This window comes from Streptomyces sp. NPDC087300, from assembly GCF_044744425.1.
Taxonomy (GTDB): Bacteria; Actinomycetota; Actinomycetes; order Streptomycetales; family Streptomycetaceae; genus Streptomyces.
Genome location: NZ_JBIUYI010000012.1, coordinates 176,250 through 197,355, shown reverse-complemented (window position 1 = coordinate 197,355; position 21,106 = coordinate 176,250). Strand labels below are relative to the sequence as shown.

Below are 21,106 nucleotides of genomic sequence, written 5' to 3'. Positions count from 1 at the left end.
GTGGGGCGGCGTGCTCTGCGGGGCCGGGCCGGTCGAGGTGGGGATATCCCCCCTCTCTCCGGGCGGCCCCCCTCATGGCGCGGCGGCGGCGGGCCGGGCACCCTTGCGCGTATGACCGCACGCACCACGTCTCTTCATGACGACCGGCCGCCGCCCGCGCACTTCGCGTACGACGGGTACACCTGGAAGGAGATCGCGCACCTCCTGGTGAATCTGCCGATGGGGCTGCTCGGTTTCCTCTACGCGGTGACCGTGCTGTCCATCGGCGGCGCCCTGACCGTGACCGTCGTCGGCCTGCCGCTGCTCGCGGTGGGGCTGCTGGGCGCGCGCCGGTTGGGCCGGTTCGAGCGGGCGCGGGCCAGGCGGCTGCTCGGCGTGCACGTCGACGAGCCGAGCCCGATGCCGATCACGGGTTCGACCGGTTTCTTCGGCCGCCTGTGGGCGAGCCTGCGGGACCCGGTGGGCTGGCGCACGATGCTCTACTCGTTCATCCGGCTGCCCTGGGGCGTGCTCACCTTCGCCGTCATGATGACGGGGCTCTTCGTGGCCTGGCCGGTGCTGGCGTTCATCGCGCGCGGACTGACCAACGCCGACCGGGCGATGGTGCGCGGACTGCTCTCGCCCTCCGACGAACTGGAGCGGCGCATCGCCGAACTGGAGTCGGACCGGGGCGTGGTCGTGGACACCGCGGCCGCCGACCTGCGCCGCATCGAACGCGATCTGCACGACGGCGCGCAGGCCCGCCTCGTCGCCCTCGCCATGGGGCTCGGCCTCGCCAAGGAGAAGCTCCTCGAAGACCCGGACGCGGCGGCCCTGATGGTCGACGAGGCGCACGGCGAGGTGAAGCTGGCCCTCCAGGAGCTGCGCGACCTGGCCCGCGGCATCCACCCCGCGGTCCTCACCGACCGCGGCCTGAACGCCGCGCTCTCCTCGGTGGCGTCGCGCTGCACGGTGCCGGTGCGGGTGACCGCCGATCTGCCGGCGCGCCCCGCCGCCGCCATCGAGGGCATCGCGTACTTCACGGTCTCCGAGCTGCTCCAGAACGTCAGCAAGCACAGCGGCGCGCGGTCCGCGGGCGTCGAGGTGTGGCGTGCGGAGGACCGGCTGCTCATCCAGGTCACGGACGACGGGCGCGGCGGCGCGCGGCTGGACGGGGGCAGCGGCATGGCCGGGCTCGCGGACCGGCTCGGCGCGGTCGACGGGCTCTTCGTCATCGACTCGCCCGAGGGCGGGCCGACCACGATCACGGCGGAGCTGCCCTGGCGCGACCGTGCCACGGACCCCGTGCCGCAGACCGGCGCCCGCCGCAAGTAGCCATCGGGCCCCCACGGCACGCGCCGAGGGGTAGGGAAAACCCCCGGTCGAAGAGGCCGACGCGCTCCATGGTCCGCACGTGCCGGGACAGCGAGTCTGGAGGCACGACAACCGAGCAGAAACGGACGACAGCGATGGCCACGGAATACGGACAGGGGTACGCGCGGATGGACCGGCCGGACTTCCGGGCAGCCGACGTCGAGGAGCGACGCCACCGCATCCCCGCCGGGCTGCGCGCCCCCGTCGAGGCCCGCACCCTGCGGGAGCTCTGCTACACCGTGCTGAGCCTGCCGATCGGCATCTTCGCGTTCGTCCTCGCCGTCACGATGGTCTCGCTCGGCGCCGGACTGCTGATCACCTTCATCGGCATCCCGGTGCTGGCCGGCGCGCTGGCCGCCTGCCGCGGCATCGGCGCGCTGGAGCGGACCAGGGCGCGGGCGCTGCTCCGGCTCGACGTCGCGGCGCCCGAGCCGCTGCGCCCGGCGTCCAGCGGCCCGATGTCGCACATCGGGGCCGTCCTCAAGAGCGGGGCGTCCTGGCGGAACCTGCTGTACTGCCTGCTGCTCATGCCGTGGGCGATCTTCTCGTTCACCGTGGCGATCGTCTTCTGGACGTACGGCTGGGCGATGCTGACGTACCCGCTGTGGTTCTGGCTCTTCCCGCTGTACGGCGGCCAGGACGGCATCCAGCTCTACGGGGGCGACGGCCACCAGATCTACCTCGACAACCCGTTCGAGATCGGGGTCACCGCGGCGACCGGTCTGCTGATCACGCTGGCCACGCCGTGGATCCTGCGGGCCCTGACCACCGTGGACCGCCTGATGGTGCACGGCCTGCTCGGCCCCTCGCGCCTGGCGACCCGCGTCGTGGAGCTGGAGTCGGACCGCGGTGTCGTCGTGGACACCGCCGCCGCCGACCTGCGCCGCATCGAACGCGATCTGCACGACGGCGCGCAGGCCCGCCTCGTCGCCCTGGCGATGGACCTGGGTCTGGCGAAGGAGAAGCTCACCGAGGACCCCGAGGCCGCGGCGCGCATGGTCGACGAGGCGCACGGCGAGGTGAAGGTCGCCCTCCAGGAGCTGCGCGACCTGGCCCGCGGCATCCACCCCGCGGTCCTCACCGACCGCGGCCTCGACGCGGCGCTCTCCGCGCTCGCCGCCCGCTGCACCGTGCGGGTCCAGGTGGAGGTGGACCTGACGAGCCGTCCCGCCGCCGCCATCGAGGGCATCGCGTACTTCACCGTCTCCGAGCTGCTCCAGAACGTCAGCAAGCACAGCGGGGCGGGCCAGGGCACGGTCGACGTCTGGCGGACGGAGGACCGGCTGATGCTCCAGGTCACCGACGACGGCAGGGGCGGCGCCGACGTCTCGGCGGGCTCCGGTCTGGCCGGGCTCGCGGAGCGGCTCGACGCGGTCGACGGCATCCTGGTGGTCGACTCGCCGCCGGGCGGCCCGACCGCGATCACCGCGGAACTCCCCTGGCGTGCCTAGCGGTTGAGCGGCTCCTGCCGCGTACCCGAACCTCGCCCGCGCCTCCCCCGGATCGACTGCCTTCGCCCCCAGCGGCGCAGGACGTCCCGGGGGAGGCGCCGCCGTGCGGAGGGCCCGGAGGACGCCGGGTTCACGCCCGCGAGGACCGAACACGGCAAAGCCATCTGCCCGCGAACGCCATAAGGCCCCCGCGTCCGCGCGATACTGAAGGGGCCGGGGGTCGGAATTTCATACGCGGGGGGCCGTGGACGTGGAGGACAAGGTGCGGGTGGTCATCGCCGAGGATTCAGTGCTGCTCAGGGAGGGCCTGACCCGGTTGCTGACCGACCGCGGGCATGACGTGGTCGCTGGTGTGGGTGACGCGGACGCACTGATCAAGACAATCACCGAGCTGGCGTCGCAGGACGCCCTGCCGGACGTGGTCGTCGCCGATGTGCGGATGCCGCCGACGCACACCGACGAGGGGGTGCGCGCCGCGGTCTACCTGCGCGCCCAGCACCCCGGCCTCGGCGTCCTGGTCCTCTCGCAGTACGTCGAGGAGCAGTACGCGACCGAGCTGCTCGCCGGGTCGAGCAGGGGCGTGGGATACCTGCTCAAGGACCGTGTCGCCGAGGTGCGGGAGTTCGTCGACGCGGTGGTGCGGGTGGCCGACGGCGGTACGGCGCTGGACCCGGAGGTCGTGGCGCAGCTGCTGGGCCGCAGCCGTAAGCAGGACGTCCTCGCGGGGCTTACTCCGCGTGAGCGCGAGGTACTCGGCCTGATGGCCGAAGGACGGACGAACTCGGCGGTCGCCCGGCAGCTCGTGGTGAGCGACGGAGCCGTCGAGAAGCACGTGAGCAACATCTTCCTGAAGCTCGGCCTGTCCCAGAGTGACGGGGATCACCGCCGGGTGCTCGCGGTGCTCACCTACCTCAACTCATAGAGAACTGACACCCTGTCAGATAAACGTCGAGCCGAGAGTCATCCAGTCGAGAGTCCTAGAACCAAAGGATGAGCGGGAAGCGTCATCCAAGAAGGGCCGGGGGGCGAGGCAAAACATGACAAGCCAGCACGTAAGGGCGTCTCAAAACGGCGTCCACCATGCGAGCGACCCGAGGAAGGCGACCCTTACAGACGTAGGGTGGGTCTTGGAGGCGTCAGCCGTCCTGGCGTTTCCGCTCAGCCGCCTCGAGGGAGGTCCAGTTCAGTGACCAGCCAGGTCAGTAGCCCAGCCGAGCAGGCCGACGGGGCAGTCGTCGGAGAGCAGCGCAAGCACACGGGTGAGAAGGACGTACGCCGCCTGGACCGAGTGATCATCCGCTTCGCGGGTGACTCCGGTGACGGCATGCAGCTCACCGGCGACCGGTTCACTTCCGAGACCGCTTCCTTCGGCAACGACCTGTCGACGCTGCCGAACTTCCCCGCGGAGATCCGCGCACCCGCCGGCACGCTCCCGGGTGTCTCCTCCTTCCAGCTCCACTTCGCCGACCACGACATCCTCACGCCGGGCGACGCCCCGAACGTGCTCGTGGCGATGAACCCGGCGGCGCTGAAGGCGAACATCGCCGACGTGCCGCGCGGCGCGGAGATCATCGTCAACACCGACGAGTTCTCCAAGCGCGCGATGCAGAAGGTCGGTTACGACGTCTCGCCCCTGGATGACGGCTCCCTGGACGGCTACAGCGTGCACCCGGTGCCGCTGACCACGCTGACCGTGGAGGCGCTCAAGGACTTCGACCTCTCACGCAAGGACGCGGGCCGCTCGAAGAACATGTTCGCGCTCGGCCTGCTCTCCTGGATGTACCACCGGCCGACCGAGGGCACCGAGAAGTTCCTGCGCACCAAGTTCGCCAAGAAGCCGGACATCGCCGAGGCCAACATCGCGGCGTTCCACGCGGGTTGGAACTTCGGCGAGACCACCGAGGACTTCGCGGTCTCCTACGAGGTCGCCCCGGCGTCCCAGGCGTTCCCGACCGGCACGTACCGCAACATCTCCGGGAACCTCGCCCTGTCGTACGGCCTGATCGCGGCGGGCCGGCAGGCCGATCTGCCGCTGTACCTGGGCTCGTACCCGATCACGCCGGCCTCGGACATCCTGCACGAGCTGTCCAAGCACAAGAACTTCGGCGTGCGCACCTTCCAGGCCGAGGACGAGATCGCGGGCATCGGCGCCGCGCTCGGCGCGGCCTTCGGCGGTTCGCTCGCGGTCACCACGACGTCCGGGCCCGGCGTCGCGCTCAAGTCCGAGACCATCGGCCTCGCCGTCTCGCTCGAACTGCCGCTGCTCGTCGTGGACATCCAGCGCGGCGGCCCCTCGACGGGCCTGCCGACCAAGACCGAGCAGGCCGACCTGCTCCAGGCGATGTACGGGCGCAACGGCGAGGCCCCGGTGCCGATCGTGGCGCCGAAGACCCCCGCCGACTGTTTCGACGCGGCCCTGGAGGCGGCCAGGATCGCCGTCACCTACCGCACCCCGGTCTTCCTGCTCTCCGACGGCTACCTGGCCAACGGCTCGGAGCCGTGGCGCATCCCCGACGTCGACGAACTCCCGGACCTGCGCGTCCAGTTCGCCTCGGGCACCAACCACACCGAGGACGACGGCACCGAGGTCTTCTGGCCCTACAAGCGCGACCCGCAGACGCTGGCCCGCCCCTGGGCCATCCCGGGCACGCCGGGCCTGGAGCACCGCATCGGCGGCATCGAGAAGCAGGACGGCACGGGCAACATCTCGTACGACCCGGCCAACCACGACTTCATGGTCCGCACCCGGCAGGCCAAGATCGACGGCATCGAGGTCCCGGACCTGGAGGTCGACGACGCGGGCGGCGACGCCACCACCCTGGTCCTCGGCTGGGGTTCGACGTACGGGCCGATCACCGCGGCGGTCCGCCGGCTGCGCGCGGCGGGCGTGCCCATCGCCCAGGCCCATCTGCGCCACCTCAACCCGTTCCCGCGGAATCTGGGCGAGGTCCTCGGACGCTACGACAAGGTGGTGATCCCCGAGATGAACCTCGGTCAGCTCGCCACCCTGGTGCGCGCCCGGTTCCTGGTGGACGCGGTCTCGTACAACCAGGTGAACGGAATGCCCTTCAAGGCCGAGCAGCTCGCCACGGCTCTCAAGGAGGCCATCGATGGCTGACACGAAGACGGCCGGGTCGGAGGGGACCGGGAGCACGATCGAAGCGCTTTCCCTGGTGCCCAAGGCCGAGGCCAAGCAGTCCATGAAGGACTTCAAGTCCGACCAGGAGGTGCGCTGGTGCCCCGGCTGCGGTGACTACGCCGTGCTGGCCGCCGTGCAGGGCTTCATGCCCGAGCTGGGTCTGGCGAAGGAGAACATCGTCTTCGTCTCGGGCATCGGGTGCAGCTCCCGCTTCCCGTACTACATGAACACCTACGGGATGCACTCCATCCACGGCCGCGCCCCGGCGATCGCCACCGGACTCGCCTCCTCGCGGCGGGACCTGAGCGTCTGGGTGGTCACCGGTGACGGCGACGCGCTCTCCATCGGCGGCAACCACCTCATCCACGCCCTGCGCCGCAACGTGAACCTGAAGATCCTGCTCTTCAACAACCGGATCTACGGCCTCACCAAGGGCCAGTACTCGCCGACGTCCGAGGTCGGCAAGATCACCAAGTCGACGCCGATGGGCTCGCTCGACGCGCCCTTCAACCCGGTCTCGCTGGCGATCGGCGCCGAGGCGTCCTTCGTGGCCCGCACCGTCGACTCCGACCGCAAGCACCTCACCTCGGTGCTCCGCCAGGCGGCCGAGCACCCGGGCACGGCGCTGGTGGAGATCTACCAGAACTGCAACATCTTCAACGACGGCGCCTTCGAGGTCCTCAAGGACAAGCAGCAGGCCGAGGAGGCGGTGATCCGCCTGGAGCACGGGCAGCCGATCCGCTTCGGCGCCGAGGGCACCAAGGGCGTGGTCCGCGACGCCCTGACCGGTGACCTCAAGGTCGTCGCGGTCACTCCGGAGAACGAGGGCGACATCCTCGTCCACGACGCGCACTCCGCGTCGCCGACGACCGCCTTCGCGCTCTCCCGGCTGGCCGACCCGGACACCCTGCACCACACGCCGATCGGCGTCCTGCGCGACGTCGAGCGGCCGGTGTACGACACGCTCATGGCCGACCAGCTGGACAGCGCCATCGAGCAGAACGGCAAGGGCGACCTCGCTGCGCTGCTTGCGGGTGGCGATACGTGGACGGTGGTCGGCTAAGCACCTTCGCGGGAGACGCCGTACGCCGACTGCGGGTTCACCGTGGCCGGTCGCGCAGTTCCCCGCGCCCCTTCGGGGTACGAGGCCCGGTCCTGATCCGTCAGGACCGGGCCTCGTCGTACGTCTCGCGCGCCTTCTCCACGTCGGCCATGCGCCGCTCCGTCCAGGTCGCCAGGGTCCTGACCTGCACGGCCGCCTCGCGGCCCAGGTCGGTCAGGGAGTAGTCGACGCGGGGCGGGATCACCGGCTTGGCGTCGCGGTGCACCAGCCCGTCGCGCTCCAGGGTCTGCAAGGTCTGCGTCAGCGACTTCTCGCTGACGCGGCTGATCTCGCTGATGGCGCGGCGCAGCTCGCTGAAGCGGTACGAGCGCTCTTCGAGCGCGATCAGGATGAGCACGCCCCAGCGGCTGGTGACGTGCTCCAGGACGAGCCGGTAGGGGCACATCGCCTCGCCACCGCGGTTCGGGTCACTTACTGCCATGCAAGTACCTTACTTCAAGGTAGGTACTTACGGATAGTTAGCGCAGTAGTTAGGGTGAGTGGCAGACCGCACCGAAGAGTTACTCATCAGGAGTTTTCAGACATGAGCATCGTCGTCACCGGAGCCACCGGACACCTCGGCCGTCTCGTCGTCGAGGGACTGCTCGCCGCCGGGGTCCCCGCGGGGGAGATCGCCGCCGTCGTACGCGACAAGGACAAGGCCGCCGACCTCGCCGAGCGCGGCATCGAGCTGCGCATCGCCGACTACAGCGCCCCGGAGACCCTGCACGGCGCCTTCGCCGCGGGCGACCGCGTCCTGCTGGTCTCCGGCAGCGAGGTCGGCCGCCGGGTGGCGCAGCACCGCGCCGTGGTCGACGCCGCGCGCGAGGCGGGCGTCGCACTCCTCGCCTACACCGGCATACTCGGCGGCCCCGACGCCGACTTCGAGCTGGCCGCCGAGCACAAGGAGACCGAGCGGCTGATCCTCGACTCCGGCCTGCCGCACGTCTTCCTGCGCAACGGCTGGTACCACGAGAACTACACCGAGCACCTCGCCCCGGTCCTGGCGCACGGCGCCGTCGTCGGCTCCGCGGGCGACGGCCGGATCGCCTCCGCGTCCCGCGCCGACTACGCCGCGGCCGCCGTCGCCGTACTGACCGGCGAGGGCCACGAGGGCAAGGCCTACGAGCTGAGCGGCGACGTGGCGTGGAGCCTGCCCGAGTACGCCGCCGAGGTCGCGGCCCAGAGCGGCAAGGACATCGCGTACACCAACGTCCCCGCCGAGCAGCACCTCGCCGTCCTGACCGGCGCGGGGGTCCCCGAGCCGATGGCGTCGATCCTCGTCGACGTCGACGCGGCCGTCGGGCGCGGGCGCCTGGCCGGGACGAGCGGGGACCTGGCGCGGCTGATCGGTCGGCCCACCACGCGGATCGCCGACGCCGTGTCCGTGGCGCTCAAGGGGTGAACCCCCCGGCTCCGGGGGCGGAGCGTCGCTTGTGCTCATCGCCCTGCGGGCTCGTCCTCAAACGCCGGACGGGCTTTCCGGTGTCATGAGCGTCTCCTTCTTATGGGCATGACAGGTGCGGGCTCCCGGCGCTACCTTCAGTGAGGCAGCGCGGGGCTGCCGCGCACCTAGGAGGGGCCGTGGACAGCGGAGCAGCCGGGCAGTCGAGGAGCGAGCAGCGGATCGGCCTGCTCAACGGCTTCGCGGCGTACGGAATGTGGGGCCTGGTCCCCCTCTTCTGGCCCCTGCTCAAACCGGCCGGCGCCCTTGAGATCCTCGCCCACCGGATGGCCTGGTCCCTCGTCGTGGTCGCCGTCGCGCTGCTCTTCGTGCGGCGCTGGGCCTGGGCGGGCGAGCTGATCCGGCAGCCGCGCAGGCTGGGCCTGGTGGCGATCGCCGCGACGGTCATCACCGTGAACTGGGGGCTCTACATCTGGTCGGTGAACTCCGGCCACGTCGTGGAGGCCTCGCTCGGCTACTTCATCAACCCCCTCGTCACCATCGCCATGGGCGTCCTGCTGCTCGGCGAGCGGCTGCGGCCCGTGCAGTGGGCGGCGGTCGGCGTCGGCCTCGCCGCGGTGCTCGTGCTCGCGTTCGGGTACGGGCAACCGCCGTGGATCTCGCTCGTCCTCGCCTTCTCCTTCGCGACGTACGGCCTGGTGAAGAAGAAGGTCAACCTCAGCGGCCTGGAGTCGCTCACCGCCGAGACCGCCGTGCAGTTCCTGCCCGCCGTCGGCTATCTGGTGTGGCTCGGCGCGCAGGGACGGTCCACGTTCGTGTCCGAGGGCGCGGGGCACGCGGCGCTGCTCGCCGCGACCGGCGTGGTCACCGCCATCCCCCTGGTCTGCTTCGGCGCCGCGGCGATCCGGGTGCCGCTCTCCACGCTCGGGCTGCTCCAGTACCTCGCGCCGGTCTTCCAGTTCCTGCTCGGGATCCTGTACTTCCACGAGGCGATGCCGCCCGAGCGCTGGGCGGGCTTCGCGCTGGTGTGGCTCGCGCTCTCGCTGCTGACCTGGGACGCGCTGCGTACGGCGCGGCGGACGGCGGTGCGGGTGGCTGCCGCCAGGGAAGCGGTTGCCTTGGCGGCGGGGTCGACACCGGCTGATCCGGCTGATCCGGCTGATCCGGCCGGTCGCGAGAAGCGCGAGCCTGCCCTCTGAGCACGGTGGGCATCCGCGGCTCTATCGGGACGCCCAGGCTCCTGCCTCCACTCGCTCCCTCACGTACATGGAGAAGTCGCGCGGCTCGCGGCCGAGCACGTCCCTGACACCCGTGGTGGGCGTCGAGTTGTGGCCCTCGGCGAGGAAGGCGAGGACGTCGGCGAGGGCGCGGGCGTCCGGCTCGGGGACGCCGTCCGCGACCAGTTCGGCCACGTACGCGTCGGCGGTGACGTGCTCGAAGCGCATCGGCCGCCCGGACGCGGCGGACATCTCGGCGACCGCCTGCCCGAAGGAGAACGCGCGCGGGCCCGTGAGCTCGTAGACGCGGTGGGTGTGGCCCTCCTCGGTGAGCAGCGCGACCGCCACGTCGGCGATGTCCCGCACGTCGATGAACGGCTCGGGCACGTCGCCGACGGGCAGTGCGAGGCGGCCCGCGAGCAGCGGTGCGTGGAAGAGGTCCTCGTCGAAGTTCTGCGTGAAGTTGTTGGGGCGGATGATCGTCCAGTCGACGCCCGCCGCGCGCACCGCGGCCTCCGCCGCGGCCATGCCCGGCTCGAAGGTGTCGCCGTACACCTCGATGCCGCGGCCCGAGAGGACCACGAAGCGGCGCACGCCCGCGGCCACGGCCCGCGGGACGAAGTCCGCGACGGGAGCGGGGTCGGTACCGGCGAGCGGCGCGACCAGATAGAGGGCCCGCACGCCGTCGAGCGCGGGCGCCCAGGTGGCGCGGTCGGCCCAGTCGAAGCGGGTCTCGGCGCTGCGGGAGGCGGCCCGGACGGGGTGCCCCGCGGCGCGCAGGCCCGCCACGACGCGGCGGCCGGTCTTGCCGGTGGCGCCGAGGACGAGGATGGGGGCGGTGTCGTTCTCGTGGTTGTGCTCCGTGTTCGTCATGGCTCCAGCCAACTCGCGGGACGCCTGGGGAGACATGGGCGTCCGTCTCGGGTGGATGCGCGTCCGTCTACCGTGGAGGAATGGACGCTCTGGGAGATCTGCTGCGGGGGGTGCGTGCCGACGGCGCGCTGTTCGGCCGGGACGTCCGGGCGGGTGCCTGGGAGATGTCGTGCACGGACGGCGCGGCGCTCGAACTGATCGCCGTGGTGCGCGGCGCGGCGCGCATCAGTGCGGGTCCCGGGGAACCTCGGCTCCTGCGCGAGGGCGACGCCGCGGTCGTCTGCACGGCCGCGCCGTTCGCCCTGAGCGCGGGTGAGCCGGGCTCCGCCGAATGCGAACTGGTCACCGGGGCCTACCAGTTGGAGAGCTCGGTCGGCCGGCGGCTGATCAGCGCGTTGCCGCCGCTGCTGGTCGTACCGGGCAGCGAGGAGTGCCTGCCCATCGTCGAGTTGATCGCCGCCGAGGTGGCCGCCGAACGCCCCGGACGTCAGTACGTGATGGACCGGATGCTCGACTGGATGCTGGCCTGCACCCTGCGCGAGTGGTTCGACCTGCCCGACTCGCGCCCGCCTTCCTGGTACCGCGCGCTCGGCGACGACGTGGTCGGCCCCGCGCTGCGCGCCATGCACGACGAACCCGCGCGGTCCTGGACGGTGGCGGCGCTGGCCGCCCGCGCCCAGGTCTCGCGCGCGGCCTTCGCCCGCAGCTTCACCGACCTGGTCGGCAGGCCCCCGATGGCGTACCTCACCGAGTGGCGGATGACGCTCGCGGCCGAACTGCTGACCGAGCCGGGCGCGACGGTCGCCGCGGTGGCAGGCCAGGTCGGCTACGCGGACGGCTTCGGCTTCAGCGACGCCTTCAAACGCATCAGAGGCATGGCCCCGAGCAGCTACCGCGCGTCCCTGACGGGGGGTCGGGCGGCTTCCGGGGTGCTCAGGGCGGTGGGTTGAGGGGACGAGGTGGACTCCCCCTGCGGATGCGCCCCGCCGCCACCCGCGCCCCTCCCCCTCCCAGCCACACCGCTCCCGAGGCCCCCGCCCCGCCGCCCCCACACCCCGACCCCCGCCACGACCGCGCCCAGTACCGCCATGACCACCGGAACGATCAGCGCCCAGCGGAACGCCGACAGGTCTGCGTCAGCCCCCTGGGCTCCGTGTCCGGCGGGTGCGGACGTGGCCAGGCCGTAGACGGCCGTCACGGCCGAGATGCCGATCGCCGCGCCGAACTGCGTGGCCGTCTGGAGGAGGCCGCTCGCCAGGCCCTGCTCCTTCTCCGCCACGCCGTCCGTCGCCGCGATCATCTGCGGGCCCAGCGTGAGCGCGAAGCCCGTGCCCGCAAGCAGCAGCGTCGGGAACATCGCGGCGTACGGCCAGTCCGCGCCGACCGGCAGGAACAGTGCGTACGCCGTGACGGCCAGCAGGAAGCCGCCGAAGATCACGCGCGTGTTCCCGAACCGCCGGACCAGGCGCGGCGTGAGCGTCGGCGAAAGGATCACGTCGCAGCCGAGCACGATCATCGCCACGGCCGTCTGCCAGGACGACCAGCCGCGCAGCTCCTGGAGGTACAGCGTCAGGACGAACTGGAAGCCCATGAAGGCCCCGAGGTACAGCAGCGAGCCGAGCCCCGCCCGCACCACGGACCCCGTGCGGAAGATCCCGAGCCGCACCAGCGGATCCGCCGTGCGCCGCTCGATCCGCACGAAGGCCGCGACGAGCAGCAGCCCCACCACCGCCGCGGCGGCCGTCAACGGCCAGTCGGCGAAGCCGTGTTCGAGCCGGACGATGCCGTACGCGAGGAGCAGCATGGCCCCGGCGGCCGCGGCGGCCCCCGGCAGGTCGAACCGCCGGTTCCCGCCCTCCCCGGCGCGGCCCGCCTCCGCGGGGACGAGCCGCAGCGCGGCGGCGAGGATCGCGGCCGCGAAGAACACCGGCGCGAAGAAGACCCACTGCCAGCCGAACCCGGTGAGCAGCCCGCCCACGACCAGGCCGAGCGAGAAGCCGCCCGCCGAGGTCCCGGCGAAGACGAGCAGCGCCTTGTTCCGCTCGGGCCCCTCCGCGTACGAGGTGGTGATGATCGACATCGCGGCGGGCGTCATGAACGCCGCGGCCACCCCGGTGACGAACCGCGCCACGACCAGCATCCACCCCTCGGTCGCGAAGCCGCCGAGCCCCGAGAAAGCAAGGAAGATCCCCAGCCAGAGGAGGAACATCCGCCGCCTGCCGAGCAGATCGGCCGCCCGGCCGCCGAGCAGCGTGAAGCCCGCGTACCCGAGGACGTAGGCGCTGACCACCCAGGCCGCCGTGCCGGTCGAGAGGCCCAGGTCGGACCGGATCGCGGGGATCGCGATCGCGACCATGGCGATGTCGATGCCCTCCAGGAAGACCGTCCCGCAGAGGACGAGCAGCAGTGCCCAGGCACGTGCACCCATGGTGGAACTCCTTTGTGGGCAGGGGCGATCACTCGCAACGGTGACTCGCATCGGTCACTCGCAACGGTTACTCGGACGAGGGTCGGTTCCCTCTTGTAACCATTGGCATCCTGCGGCAGCATCGGGAGGCATGGAAGAAGGCACTTTGAAGTCACCGAGTAACCCCGGAGGCACCGTGGGCCGCGGCAGCGCCGTGGACTACGGAGAGGCCGATCCCTTCCAGTGGGACACCCGCGAGGACTGCCAGGTGCGGCAGATCCTCGACCGGGTCGCCGACAAGTGGTCCCTCCTCGTCATCGCGCTCCTGGACCGCCGCCGCCTGCGCTTCACCGAGCTGCGGCGCGAGATCGACGGGATCAGCCAGCGCATGCTCACGGTCACGCTGCGCCAGCTGGAGCGCGACGGCCTGGTGAAGCGCACCGTGCACCCGGTCGTGCCGCCCCGCGTCGAGTACGAACTCACCCCGCTCGGCGGCACCTTGCACCACACGATCCAGACCCTGGTCTCCTGGACGGAGGAGCACCAGAACGAGATCGCGGCCGCCCGCGCCGACTACGACGCACGCGCCACCGCGGAGGAGGCGGCGGAGGAGACGGGGGGCCGCTGAGCTACCGCGGGGGAGACGGAGGCCGCTGAGCCGACCGCCGGGGTCCGGGACCATTCCGGCCCGACCCGAATGACCCCTTGGGCGGCGGGAGTTCACCCACCCATGGGTAACCTGTATAACTGGTTACCATGACAACCCTGCACTGGAAGCTCGTCATCGACGCCAACGACCCCCACGCCCAAGTGGCCTTCTGGGGCGAGGTGCTCGGCTACGAGGTCGAGGACAACAGCGCCCTGATCGAGCGCCTCCTCGGCTTCGGCGCGGTGACCGAGGCCGCGACCCTCGACTTCCGCGGCCGCCGCGCCTGGCGCGACCTCATCGCCGTCCGGCACCCCGACGACCCGTTCGACGAGGACACCGGCACGGGGCTCGGCCGCAGGATCCTCTTCCAGCGCGTGCCCCAGACGAAGACCGGCAAGAACCGGCTGCACCTCGACGTGCACTCCGAGCCGGGCCGCCGCGACGAGGAGGTGGCGCGCCTTGAGGGGCTCGGCGCCACGGTCGCCCGGCGCGTCAAGGAGCCCGGCGGCGAGTGGGTGATCATGCGGGATCCGGAGGGCAACGAGTTCTGCGTGCACTGACGCGGACGCCGACCTGGGCGCGGGCGCCCCCGGCCCGCCCGCGCCGCCCCCTCCACTCGCGCAGCCCGAGACGCCCCCTCCGCTCGCGCCGTCCCGTCCGTACGCGCCCCGCGATGGCAAGCTGACGTTGACGCACCGTCAGCGAGGAGGCCGCCATGCCCCCGGGACGCGCAGCCCCGGCCCCATGCCCCACCCGGCGGCCGCGCGCCCACCGCCTCCTGCTGGCCGTCTGTGCCGCCTTCGCCCTGTTCTCCCTGGCCCTGGTCCCGCTCTCGCTGCCCCTCGGCTGGGACGAACTCGTCTACGCCAGCCGGTTCCCGCCCCACGCGCCCGCCACGCCCTTCAGCGCGCCGCGCACCCGTGGCGTCCCCTTCCTCCTCGCGCCCGTGGCCTCCTGGAGCGATTCGGTCGTCCTGCTCAGGCTCTGGCTGACGCTGCTCGCGACGGCCGCGCTCTACCTGGGGTTCCGCCCCTGGCTGCGCGTCCCGCACCGGCCGTCGGCGGCCGCCGTCGCGGCCGCGCTGTACGGCTTCCTGTGGATCGCGCTGTTCTACGCGAGCGCCGCGATGCCCAACCACTACACGGCGATGGGCGCCGTCGGGGCGGTCGGCCTCTTCCTGCGGGCGCGACCGGCCCCCGCCACGTACGCGGGAATCGCGGCCTGGCTCGCGCTCGCCACCCTGATGCGGCCCAACGACGGCGCCGCGATCGCCGTCCCCCTCCTGCTCGCCGCCCTGCTGGTGCCCGTGTGGCGCGGCCGCGGACGGTTCCTGGCCGTGCTCGGCGGGCTCGCGGCGGGGGCGCTACCCTGGCTCGTCGAGGCGTACGTCCGGTTCGGCGGGGTCCGCGAGCGGCTCGCGCGGGCCAGCGAGGTCCAGGGCGACCTGCGCCCCCTGCTCTCCTTCGTGCATCAACTCACCGTCCTGGACGGCCCGTTGCTCTGCCGGCCCTGCGACGGCGACGGCATCCGGCTCGTGGCGGCGCAGTGGTGGCTCCTGCTTCCGCTGCTGGTGGCCGCCGGGCTCGGCGCGCTCCGCAGGCGCGCGCCCGACGCGCTGCCCGCCCACGCCCTCGCCCTCCTCACGGCCCTCAGCGCCGCGCTCCCCTACCTCCTGCTCGTCCCTTACGCCGCTCCCCGGTTCCTGCTGCCTACCCACGCCCTGCTCGCGCCCACCGCGGCGACGGGGCTGCTCGCGCTCGCAGGGTTCGCGCGCAGGAGGGCGAAGGGGCCGTCGGCGGGCGCCGCCGTGGTCGCCCTCGCACTCCCCCTGGCCCTCGCAGGCCACCTGGTCGTCCAGCTCCTGCTCGTGCACGGCAACGCCAGGATCCAGGCGGGCGCCCGCGGCGACTGGGCCCGGGTCGCCGCGGTGCTGCACGAGCGGGGCGTCGGCGGCGCGGGGGCGCCCGCCTCCTGCGTGCTGCGCGGGAACACCTCCGTGATCCCCGTCGCGTACGCCACGGGGTGCGCGCCCGGCACGTCCCGCGGGCCCGGCGACCCGCGCCGCCCCACCGCCCTCGTGCTCCGCGACGCGGCGCCCCCGCGCTGGGCCCGCGACTGGCCGCGCCACACCGTGCCGGGCACCTACGCCCCCGGCTGGGTCGTCCACGTACGCCCCTGAGGCCGCCACGCCCCGCATCGGGCCAGGAGCGACACCCCACCGCCCGATATCCGTAACTCGGTGCCCGTTTTGCGCTCTTGACGTCACGGCGGCCCCACCAGCACCATCGGGCGCACTCGAACTCGTAAGCCATACGAGTTCAGTTCGAGCAACTCACCCCACACAAACAACTCACCCCACACAAAACGGAATACGCAACACGGAAACCGGAGCCCCCCACATGAAACTCTCCGTTCCCGGACGTACCGCCGCGGCCGCCTTCATAGCCGTCGCCGGACTCCTCACCACCAGCGCGATATCCAGCGCGGCGCCCGCCCCCGAGGCGGCCGCCGCCCCGGACGTCCCGGTCGCCAACGTCAAGGCGCACCTGTCCGAACTCCAGTCCATAGCGAGCGCCAACGGCGGCAATCGCGCCCACGGGAGCGCCGGGTACAAGGCGTCCGTCGACTACCTGAAGGGCAAGCTGGACGAGGCCGGATTCACCACCTCCGTGCAGGAGTTCACGGCGGGCGGCGACACCGGCTACAACCTGATCGCCGACTGGCCCGGCGGCGACGAGGGCAAGGTCCTGATGACGGGCGCCCACCTCGACAGCGTCTCCGAAGGTCCCGGCATCAACGACAACGGATCGGGCTCGGCCGCCGTCCTGGAGACCGCGCTCACCGTGGCCCGCGAGAAGTACAAGCCGTCCAAGCACCTGCGGTTCGCCTGGTGGGGCGCCGAGGAGATGGGCATGGTCGGCTCGTCGGACTACGTCGAGAAGCTGCCGTCCGCCGACCGTTCCAAGATCAGCGGCTATCTGAACTTCGACATGCTCGCCTCCCCGAACGCGGGCTACTTCGTGTACGACGACGACCCCGGCATCGAGAAGACGTTCAAGGACTACTACGCGGGCCAGAACATCACCACGGAGCCGGACGACGAGGGCGACGGCCGCTCCGACCACGCCCCGTTCAAGGACGCGGGCATCCCCGTCGGCGGCCTGTTCAGCGGCGCCGAGACCACCAAGTCGGCGGCGCAGGCGGAGAAGTGGGGCGGCACGGCGGGCGAGGCGTTCGACAAGTGCTACCACTCGTCCTGCGACGACGAGTCGAACCTCGACGCGACCGCGCTCGACCGTAACAGCGACGCGGTGGCGTACGCGGTGTGGGGGCTCTCGGCGTGACGACCGCGCCCACGGCGTGACGGCCGCGCCCACGGCCGCCTGAACGGACCGCCGGGGGAGCCCACTTGAGCGGCTCCCCCGGCGCGACGCCCCCGGAAGGGCGCCCCTGAGCGCCACCCTGGACACGATTACTTGCGCGTGCATATAGTGCACGCGCAAGTACTCGTCACCCCGGACGCCCTCGTCGCGCCGGCCGCACCCAGGGGGATCCCCATGACCCGCTCGTTCCTCTTCGTCCTCGGCAGCGCCCGCACCGGAGGCAACTCCGAGCTCCTGGCCCGCAAGGCCGCCGAGCAGCTGCCCTCGGACGTCGAGCAGCGCTGGCTGCACCTGGCGGACCTGCCGCTGCCCGACTTCGCGGACCTGCGGCACGAGGAGAACGGCACCCGCGCGAGGCCACGGCCCGAGGGGAACAACGAGGCGATCCTCCTGGACGCCACCCTCGCGGCCACCGACATCGTCATCGTCTCGCCGCTGTACTGGTACTCCCTCTCGGCCAACGTGAAGCGCTACCTGGACCACTGGGACGCGTGGCTGGAGACCCCCGACGCGGACTTCAAGGAGACGCTGAAGGGCCGCACCCTGTGGGGCGTGACCGCGCTCGCGCACCGCGAGGAGGAGGTGGCGCAGCCGCTGATCGGCACCCTGAACCACACCGCGGCCTTCTTCCCCATGAACTTCGGCGGCGTGCTGCTGGGCAACGGCACCCGGCCGGGCCACGTCCTGAACGACGAGGAGGCCCTCACCCGCGCCAAGACGTTCTTCGCGCAGGAGGCGCCGGTCGCCCGCTACCCGTTCGACAACTGAGCGCCCGCCAGCACCCGTTCAACGCCCGAACGCCCGCTCCCCGCGCTTACGCCATGATGTCCTTCGCCCCGAACCGCGCCCACGCCGCCGACCCGAACACGGCCGCGTACAGGCCCTGCATCTGAAGGTTCTTGAGCAGGTCGTCCCAGTAGATCGGCTCGCGCATCAGATCGGCGAACGACAGCCAGTAGTGCGAGAAGAAGTACGGGTGCAGGCCGTGCAGCTGCGGGATCTGGTCGAGGATCTGGACCGTGATCAGCAGGCCGACGGTGGTCGCCATCGCCGCGATCCCGCTGCTGGTGAGCGTCGAGACGAAGAGGCCGAGCGCGGCCACGCCGATCAGTGAGGCGGCCACGACGAGCGCGATGAGCAGGGCCCTCACCAGGCCGTCCCCGAAGCTCATCCGGGTGCCGGAGATCGTGGTGACATCGCCGAGCGGGAAGAGCAGCGCGCCGGTCGCGAGCGCGGACGTCGCCACCACCAACGTCGCGACCAGGCAGAACGTCAGCGTGGTCGCGTACTTCACGAGCAGCAGCCGGGTACGGCCCGCGGGGGCGACGAGCAGATAGCGCAACGTGCCCGCGTTCGCCTCGCCCGCGATCGCGTCGCCCGCGACGACGCCGATCGCCATCGGCAGGAAGAACGGCAGGGTCGCGGCGAGCGCGGTGAAGACCAGGAACAGGCCGTTGTTGGTGATCTGCGCGATGAACGCGGGGCCGCCGCCCTCACCGCCGCCGCCGATCGTCGAACCGTCGCTCGTCTCGATCTTGACCGCGACACCGACGAGGATCGGCACGGCGGCGAGCACGGCGAGCAGCGCGATCGTCCGCCAGCGGCGGAAGGTGATCGCGAGTTCGCTGCGGAAGAGGCCGAGGGTCCACACCGCTCGTGGCTCCCGCGCGCCGCCGGTGGCCCGCGGCCCGCCCTCGTCCACCCGCACGGTCTCGGCCCGTGCGGTCTCAGCCCGCGACATCGAAGCCCTCCCCCGTCAGTGCCACGAACGCGTCCTCCAGGGAGGCCCGTTCGAGCGCGAAGCCGCGGACGCGGACGCCCGCGCCGACCAGCGCGGCGGTCAGATCGGCCAGCTCCACGTCCTGGCCCGGCGGCTCGCACGTCACGCGGTCCTCCGTCACGACGAGGTCCGCCGCGCCGCGCTCCTTGAGCACGCGGGCCGCGTCGCCCGGGTCCGGTGTCGTCACCACGAGCCGCCCGCGCGCGCCCGCCGCGAGATCGGCGACCGGGCCCTGCGTGATGAGGCGGCCCCGGGTCATCACGGCCGCGTGCGTGCAGACCTGTTCGATCTCGTCGAGGAGGTGCGAGGAGAGGAAGACCGTCGTGCCCTCCGACGCCAGCTCCCGCACCAGCGTGCGGATCTCGCGCATGCCCTGCGGGTCGAGCCCGTTGGTCGGCTCGTCGAGCACGAGCAGCCTGCGCGGCTGGAGGAGCGCGGCGGCGAGCCCCAGGCGCTGCTTCATCCCCAACGAGTACGCCTTGGCCTTCTTGCCCGCGGCCGCGGTGAGCCCGACCCGGTCGAGCGCCGCGTCGGCCCGCGCCGTGCGCGTCCGGGGATCGGCGGCGGGGTCGGCGGAGTCGTACCGCAGGAGGTTGTCGCGGCCGGACAGGAAGCCGTACAGCGCGGGGCCCTCGATCAGCGCGCCCACGTGCGGCAGCACGGTGCGCGTGGCGCGCGGCATGGGACGGCCGAGCAGCTGGGCCCGGCCCGACGTCGGTTCGATGAGGCCCATCAGCATGCGGATGGTGGTCGTCTTGCCCGAGCCGTTCGGCCCGAGGAACCCGAAGACGCTGCCTTCGGGGACGGTGAGGTCGAGCCGGTCGACGGCCAGGTGCTTGCCGTAGCGCTTGGTCAGCGCGTGCGTCTCGATCACGCTGGGCGGCGCACTGCCCGCCGGCGGTCCCCCGATGCTGCCCGACACCGTTTCCTCCCACTCCCTGCGGACCGCGCCGCGATCAGCAAGCGGACCGGGGGTGCCCGCACCCCCGGTCCGCCGGTCCTGCCCGTGCCTAGCGGCTCGCCGCCTTCACGAGCGCGTCCTTGGTGACCGCGCCCACGTAGACCTTGCCGTCGTCCGTGACGAGCGCGTTGATCAGGCGGGTCGAGAAGACCGTGCCCGTGCCGAACTTGCCGCTGACCCGGTCGCCCAGGGAGTCGAGCAGCTTCTGCGCGTCCGGCGGGACGTCGCCCGAACCGGCCGTCGGCAGGCCCTTGCCGCCCGGCAGCTTGAGCTCGGCGACGGAGTTCCAGCCCTTGCCGATGACGTTCAGACCGTCGAGGCCGCCCGCGGCGTCCTCCTTGAACGCCTTGCCGCCCTGGTCCTTGCCCTTCAGGTGCGCGCCGCGCTCGGCGTCGTCCGCCTCGGTGACCTTCGCGCCCTTGGGCGGCGTGAAGTCGAAGGTGGACGCGGCCGGCTTGCCGAAGTCGACCTTGGTGAAGCCCGCGTCGACGACGGCCGCGCCGCCGGAGGCCGGGGTCAGGGTGAACTTGAGCGGCGTACCCGTCTCGGCGTCGACCGCGACGGTGATCTGGCCGATCGTCGAGCCCGACTGCTTCGGCTTGACCACCAGGCGGTACGCGTCGCGGCCCGCGACCTGCGCGGTCCCGTCGACCTTGACGGACGTCGTGTCGTCGACGGCCTTCAGGGCCTGCTCGGCGAAGTCCTTGGGGGTGGCGGGCACCTCGTCGGAGCCCTTCGCGCCCTTGTCCGCGCCCTTGCCCCGGTGCTCGCCCGCGCCCGCCCCGGCGTCCTTGGCGTGGTACGCCTCGTTCGACGCGCTGTCGTACGCCCAGACGTCGTCGCCGTTGTGGATCAGGCTGTACTCGGCGGCGTCCTCCAGGACGGACACCTTCTGCTTGTCGGGGCCGTCGGCCGCGACGCGCAGGGTGTGCGTGCCCGAAGCCAGCTCCATCAGCTTCGACTTGGGGTCGGCGGCCGAGCCCTTGCCCTGCTCGCCCCCGTCGCCGCCCGAGCCGCCACCGCCGGCGAAGCCGCCCGCGAGGCCGCCCACCGACGGCAGGCCGAGATCCGTGCTGATCTTGACGTTGCCGGACAGCTGCTGCGTGTCCGAGGCGGCGATCTTCTCGATCAGTTGCTGTGCGGAGATCTTCGGCAGGTCGGGGTCGCCCGAGGTGGCGAGCGCCGGGACGAGCCCGATGGTCGCCGCCGCCACCCCCGCCACCGCGATCGGGACGACGTAGCGCGCGGCCTTGCGGCGGCCCACGCGCGGCTCTCCCGTCTCGCTGGTGTCCTGCTCCGGTTCGTACGGTGCCATGTGTGCCCTACCTCCGTGGTCGGCGGCGACCTTCCCGGTCCGTGCCTCGTCCACCCTGCGCCGCCATTCTC

General features: G+C 72.2%; 19 protein-coding genes. 13 read left to right on the top strand and 6 right to left on the bottom strand.

The window, feature by feature from the left end; all coding sequences use genetic code 11:
* The first annotated feature begins 111 nt into the window (after positions 1 to 111).
* From ACIO9J_RS38180 to ACIO9J_RS38160, 5 genes are all read left to right on the top strand, one after another.
* Positions 112 to 1,314, top strand: a complete 1,203-nt coding sequence (locus ACIO9J_RS38180; protein ID WP_402009662.1) for a sensor histidine kinase — start codon at positions 112 to 114, stop codon at positions 1,312 to 1,314.
* Positions 1,315 to 1,448: 134 nt separating this feature from the next.
* Positions 1,449 to 2,804, top strand: coding sequence for a sensor histidine kinase (locus ACIO9J_RS38175; protein ID WP_402009661.1), 1,356 nt, complete (start codon positions 1,449 to 1,451; stop codon positions 2,802 to 2,804).
* Positions 2,805 to 3,066: 262 nt separating this feature from the next.
* Entirely contained in the window at positions 3,067 to 3,726 is a 660-nt protein-coding gene (locus ACIO9J_RS38170; protein ID WP_402009776.1) for a LuxR C-terminal-related transcriptional regulator, read from the top strand.
* A gap of 264 nt (positions 3,727 to 3,990) precedes the next feature.
* Positions 3,991 to 5,922 (top strand): 2-oxoacid:acceptor oxidoreductase subunit alpha, encoded by a 1,932-nt coding sequence (locus tag ACIO9J_RS38165; RefSeq protein WP_402009660.1) that lies wholly within the window; start codon positions 3,991 to 3,993, stop codon positions 5,920 to 5,922.
* Entirely contained in the window at positions 5,915 to 7,006 is a 1,092-nt protein-coding gene (locus ACIO9J_RS38160) for a 2-oxoacid:ferredoxin oxidoreductase subunit beta (protein WP_402009658.1), read from the top strand. The genes ACIO9J_RS38165 and ACIO9J_RS38160 overlap by 8 nt, the downstream gene beginning before the upstream one ends.
* 100 nt (positions 7,007 to 7,106) lie before the next feature.
* Here ACIO9J_RS38160 and ACIO9J_RS38155 read toward each other — a convergent pair whose 3' ends face one another.
* Positions 7,107 to 7,487 carry a winged helix-turn-helix transcriptional regulator gene (locus ACIO9J_RS38155; RefSeq protein WP_402009657.1) on the bottom strand — a complete coding sequence of 127 codons (381 nt, stop codon included), beginning with the start codon at positions 7,485 to 7,487 and terminating at the stop codon, positions 7,107 to 7,109.
* A gap of 102 nt (positions 7,488 to 7,589) precedes the next feature.
* Here ACIO9J_RS38155 and ACIO9J_RS38150 point away from each other — a divergent pair, with 102 nt between their 5' ends.
* Together ACIO9J_RS38150 and rarD are read left to right on the top strand one after the other, a co-directional pair.
* Positions 7,590 to 8,450 (top strand): SDR family oxidoreductase, encoded by an 861-nt coding sequence (locus tag ACIO9J_RS38150; RefSeq protein ID WP_402009655.1) that lies wholly within the window; start codon positions 7,590 to 7,592, stop codon positions 8,448 to 8,450.
* Between the two features lie 179 nt (positions 8,451 to 8,629).
* Positions 8,630 to 9,649: an EamA family transporter RarD gene (rarD, locus tag ACIO9J_RS38145; protein WP_402009654.1), complete on the top strand. Its 1,020-nt coding sequence runs from the start codon at positions 8,630 to 8,632 to the stop codon at positions 9,647 to 9,649.
* 21 nt (positions 9,650 to 9,670) lie between these two features.
* Here the strand turns inward: rarD and ACIO9J_RS38140 are convergent, their stop codons facing one another.
* On the bottom strand, positions 9,671 to 10,540 hold the full coding sequence (locus tag ACIO9J_RS38140; protein WP_402009652.1) for an NAD(P)H-binding protein: 870 nt from the start codon (positions 10,538 to 10,540) through the stop codon (positions 9,671 to 9,673).
* Between the two features lie 80 nt (positions 10,541 to 10,620).
* Between ACIO9J_RS38140 and ACIO9J_RS38135 the strand changes: the two genes are divergently transcribed.
* Positions 10,621 to 11,490: an AraC family transcriptional regulator gene (locus ACIO9J_RS38135; RefSeq protein WP_402009650.1), complete on the top strand. Its 870-nt coding sequence runs from the start codon at positions 10,621 to 10,623 to the stop codon at positions 11,488 to 11,490.
* Here ACIO9J_RS38135 and ACIO9J_RS38130 read toward each other — a convergent pair.
* Positions 11,430 to 12,968 carry an MFS transporter gene (locus tag ACIO9J_RS38130; RefSeq protein WP_402009648.1) on the bottom strand — a complete coding sequence of 513 codons (1,539 nt, stop codon included), beginning with the start codon at positions 12,966 to 12,968 and terminating at the stop codon, positions 11,430 to 11,432. The genes ACIO9J_RS38135 and ACIO9J_RS38130 overlap by 61 nt on opposite strands.
* Positions 12,969 to 13,098: 130 nt before the next feature.
* On the opposite strand from ACIO9J_RS38130, the gene ACIO9J_RS38125 reads away from it, so the two are divergent.
* From ACIO9J_RS38125 to ACIO9J_RS38105, 5 genes are all read left to right on the top strand, one after another.
* A complete protein-coding gene (locus tag ACIO9J_RS38125) occupies positions 13,099 to 13,575 on the top strand; it encodes a winged helix-turn-helix transcriptional regulator (RefSeq protein ID WP_402009647.1) in 477 nt (158 codons plus the stop codon).
* Between the two features lie 128 nt (positions 13,576 to 13,703).
* Positions 13,704 to 14,156 (top strand): VOC family protein, encoded by a 453-nt coding sequence (locus ACIO9J_RS38120; RefSeq protein WP_402009646.1) that lies wholly within the window; start codon positions 13,704 to 13,706, stop codon positions 14,154 to 14,156.
* A 155-nt stretch (positions 14,157 to 14,311) separates the two neighbouring features.
* Complete coding sequence (locus ACIO9J_RS38115; RefSeq protein WP_402009644.1) at positions 14,312 to 15,775, top strand: hypothetical protein; 1,464 nt, start codon at positions 14,312 to 14,314, stop codon at positions 15,773 to 15,775.
* Positions 15,776 to 15,995: 220 nt separating this feature from the next.
* Positions 15,996 to 16,940, top strand: a complete 945-nt coding sequence (locus ACIO9J_RS38110; protein ID WP_402009642.1) for a M28 family metallopeptidase — start codon at positions 15,996 to 15,998, stop codon at positions 16,938 to 16,940.
* 213 nt (positions 16,941 to 17,153) lie between these two features.
* Positions 17,154 to 17,747, top strand: coding sequence for a flavodoxin family protein (locus tag ACIO9J_RS38105; RefSeq protein ID WP_402009641.1), 594 nt, complete (start codon positions 17,154 to 17,156; stop codon positions 17,745 to 17,747).
* Between the two features lie 46 nt (positions 17,748 to 17,793).
* Here the strand turns inward: ACIO9J_RS38105 and ACIO9J_RS38100 are convergent, their stop codons facing one another.
* From ACIO9J_RS38100 to ACIO9J_RS38090, 3 genes are all read right to left on the bottom strand, one after another.
* Entirely contained in the window at positions 17,794 to 18,720 is a 927-nt protein-coding gene (locus ACIO9J_RS38100) for an ABC transporter permease (RefSeq protein WP_402009639.1), read from the bottom strand.
* Positions 18,707 to 19,681, bottom strand: coding sequence for an ABC transporter ATP-binding protein (locus tag ACIO9J_RS38095; protein WP_402009638.1), 975 nt, complete (start codon positions 19,679 to 19,681; stop codon positions 18,707 to 18,709). Before ACIO9J_RS38095 ends, ACIO9J_RS38100 begins: the two co-directional genes overlap by 14 nt.
* A gap of 88 nt (positions 19,682 to 19,769) precedes the next feature.
* The gene (locus tag ACIO9J_RS38090; RefSeq protein ID WP_402009636.1) at positions 19,770 to 21,035 is read right to left on the bottom strand and encodes an outer membrane lipoprotein carrier protein LolA; all 1,266 of its coding nucleotides are present in this window, start codon (positions 21,033 to 21,035) and stop codon (positions 19,770 to 19,772) included.
* Between the last annotated feature and the right edge of the window lie 71 nt (positions 21,036 to 21,106).

Excerpts from the sequence above, each read along its gene's own strand:
- ACIO9J_RS38180 (WP_402009662.1), top strand. The coding sequence starts at position 112 with ATGACCGCACGCACCACGTCTCTTCATGACGACCGGCCGCCGCCCGCG.
- ACIO9J_RS38175 (WP_402009661.1), top strand. The coding sequence starts at position 1,449 with ATGGCCACGGAATACGGACAGGGGTACGCGCGGATGGACCGGCCGGAC.
- ACIO9J_RS38160 (WP_402009658.1), top strand. The coding sequence starts at position 5,915 with ATGGCTGACACGAAGACGGCCGGGTCGGAGGGGACCGGGAGCACGATC.
- ACIO9J_RS38155 (WP_402009657.1), bottom strand. The coding sequence starts at position 7,487 with ATGGCAGTAAGTGACCCGAACCGCGGTGGCGAGGCGATGTGCCCCTAC.
- ACIO9J_RS38150 (WP_402009655.1), top strand. The coding sequence starts at position 7,590 with ATGAGCATCGTCGTCACCGGAGCCACCGGACACCTCGGCCGTCTCGTC.
- ACIO9J_RS38140 (WP_402009652.1), bottom strand. The coding sequence starts at position 10,540 with ATGACGAACACGGAGCACAACCACGAGAACGACACCGCCCCCATCCTC.
- ACIO9J_RS38135 (WP_402009650.1), top strand. The coding sequence starts at position 10,621 with ATGGACGCTCTGGGAGATCTGCTGCGGGGGGTGCGTGCCGACGGCGCG.
- ACIO9J_RS38130 (WP_402009648.1), bottom strand. The coding sequence starts at position 12,968 with ATGGGTGCACGTGCCTGGGCACTGCTGCTCGTCCTCTGCGGGACGGTC.
- ACIO9J_RS38125 (WP_402009647.1), top strand. The coding sequence starts at position 13,099 with ATGGAAGAAGGCACTTTGAAGTCACCGAGTAACCCCGGAGGCACCGTG.
- ACIO9J_RS38120 (WP_402009646.1), top strand. The coding sequence starts at position 13,704 with ATGACAACCCTGCACTGGAAGCTCGTCATCGACGCCAACGACCCCCAC.
- ACIO9J_RS38115 (WP_402009644.1), top strand. The coding sequence starts at position 14,312 with ATGCCCCCGGGACGCGCAGCCCCGGCCCCATGCCCCACCCGGCGGCCG.
- ACIO9J_RS38110 (WP_402009642.1), top strand. The coding sequence starts at position 15,996 with ATGAAACTCTCCGTTCCCGGACGTACCGCCGCGGCCGCCTTCATAGCC.
- ACIO9J_RS38105 (WP_402009641.1), top strand. The coding sequence starts at position 17,154 with ATGACCCGCTCGTTCCTCTTCGTCCTCGGCAGCGCCCGCACCGGAGGC.
- ACIO9J_RS38100 (WP_402009639.1), bottom strand. The coding sequence starts at position 18,720 with ATGTCGCGGGCTGAGACCGCACGGGCCGAGACCGTGCGGGTGGACGAG.
- ACIO9J_RS38090 (WP_402009636.1), bottom strand. The coding sequence starts at position 21,035 with ATGGCACCGTACGAACCGGAGCAGGACACCAGCGAGACGGGAGAGCCG.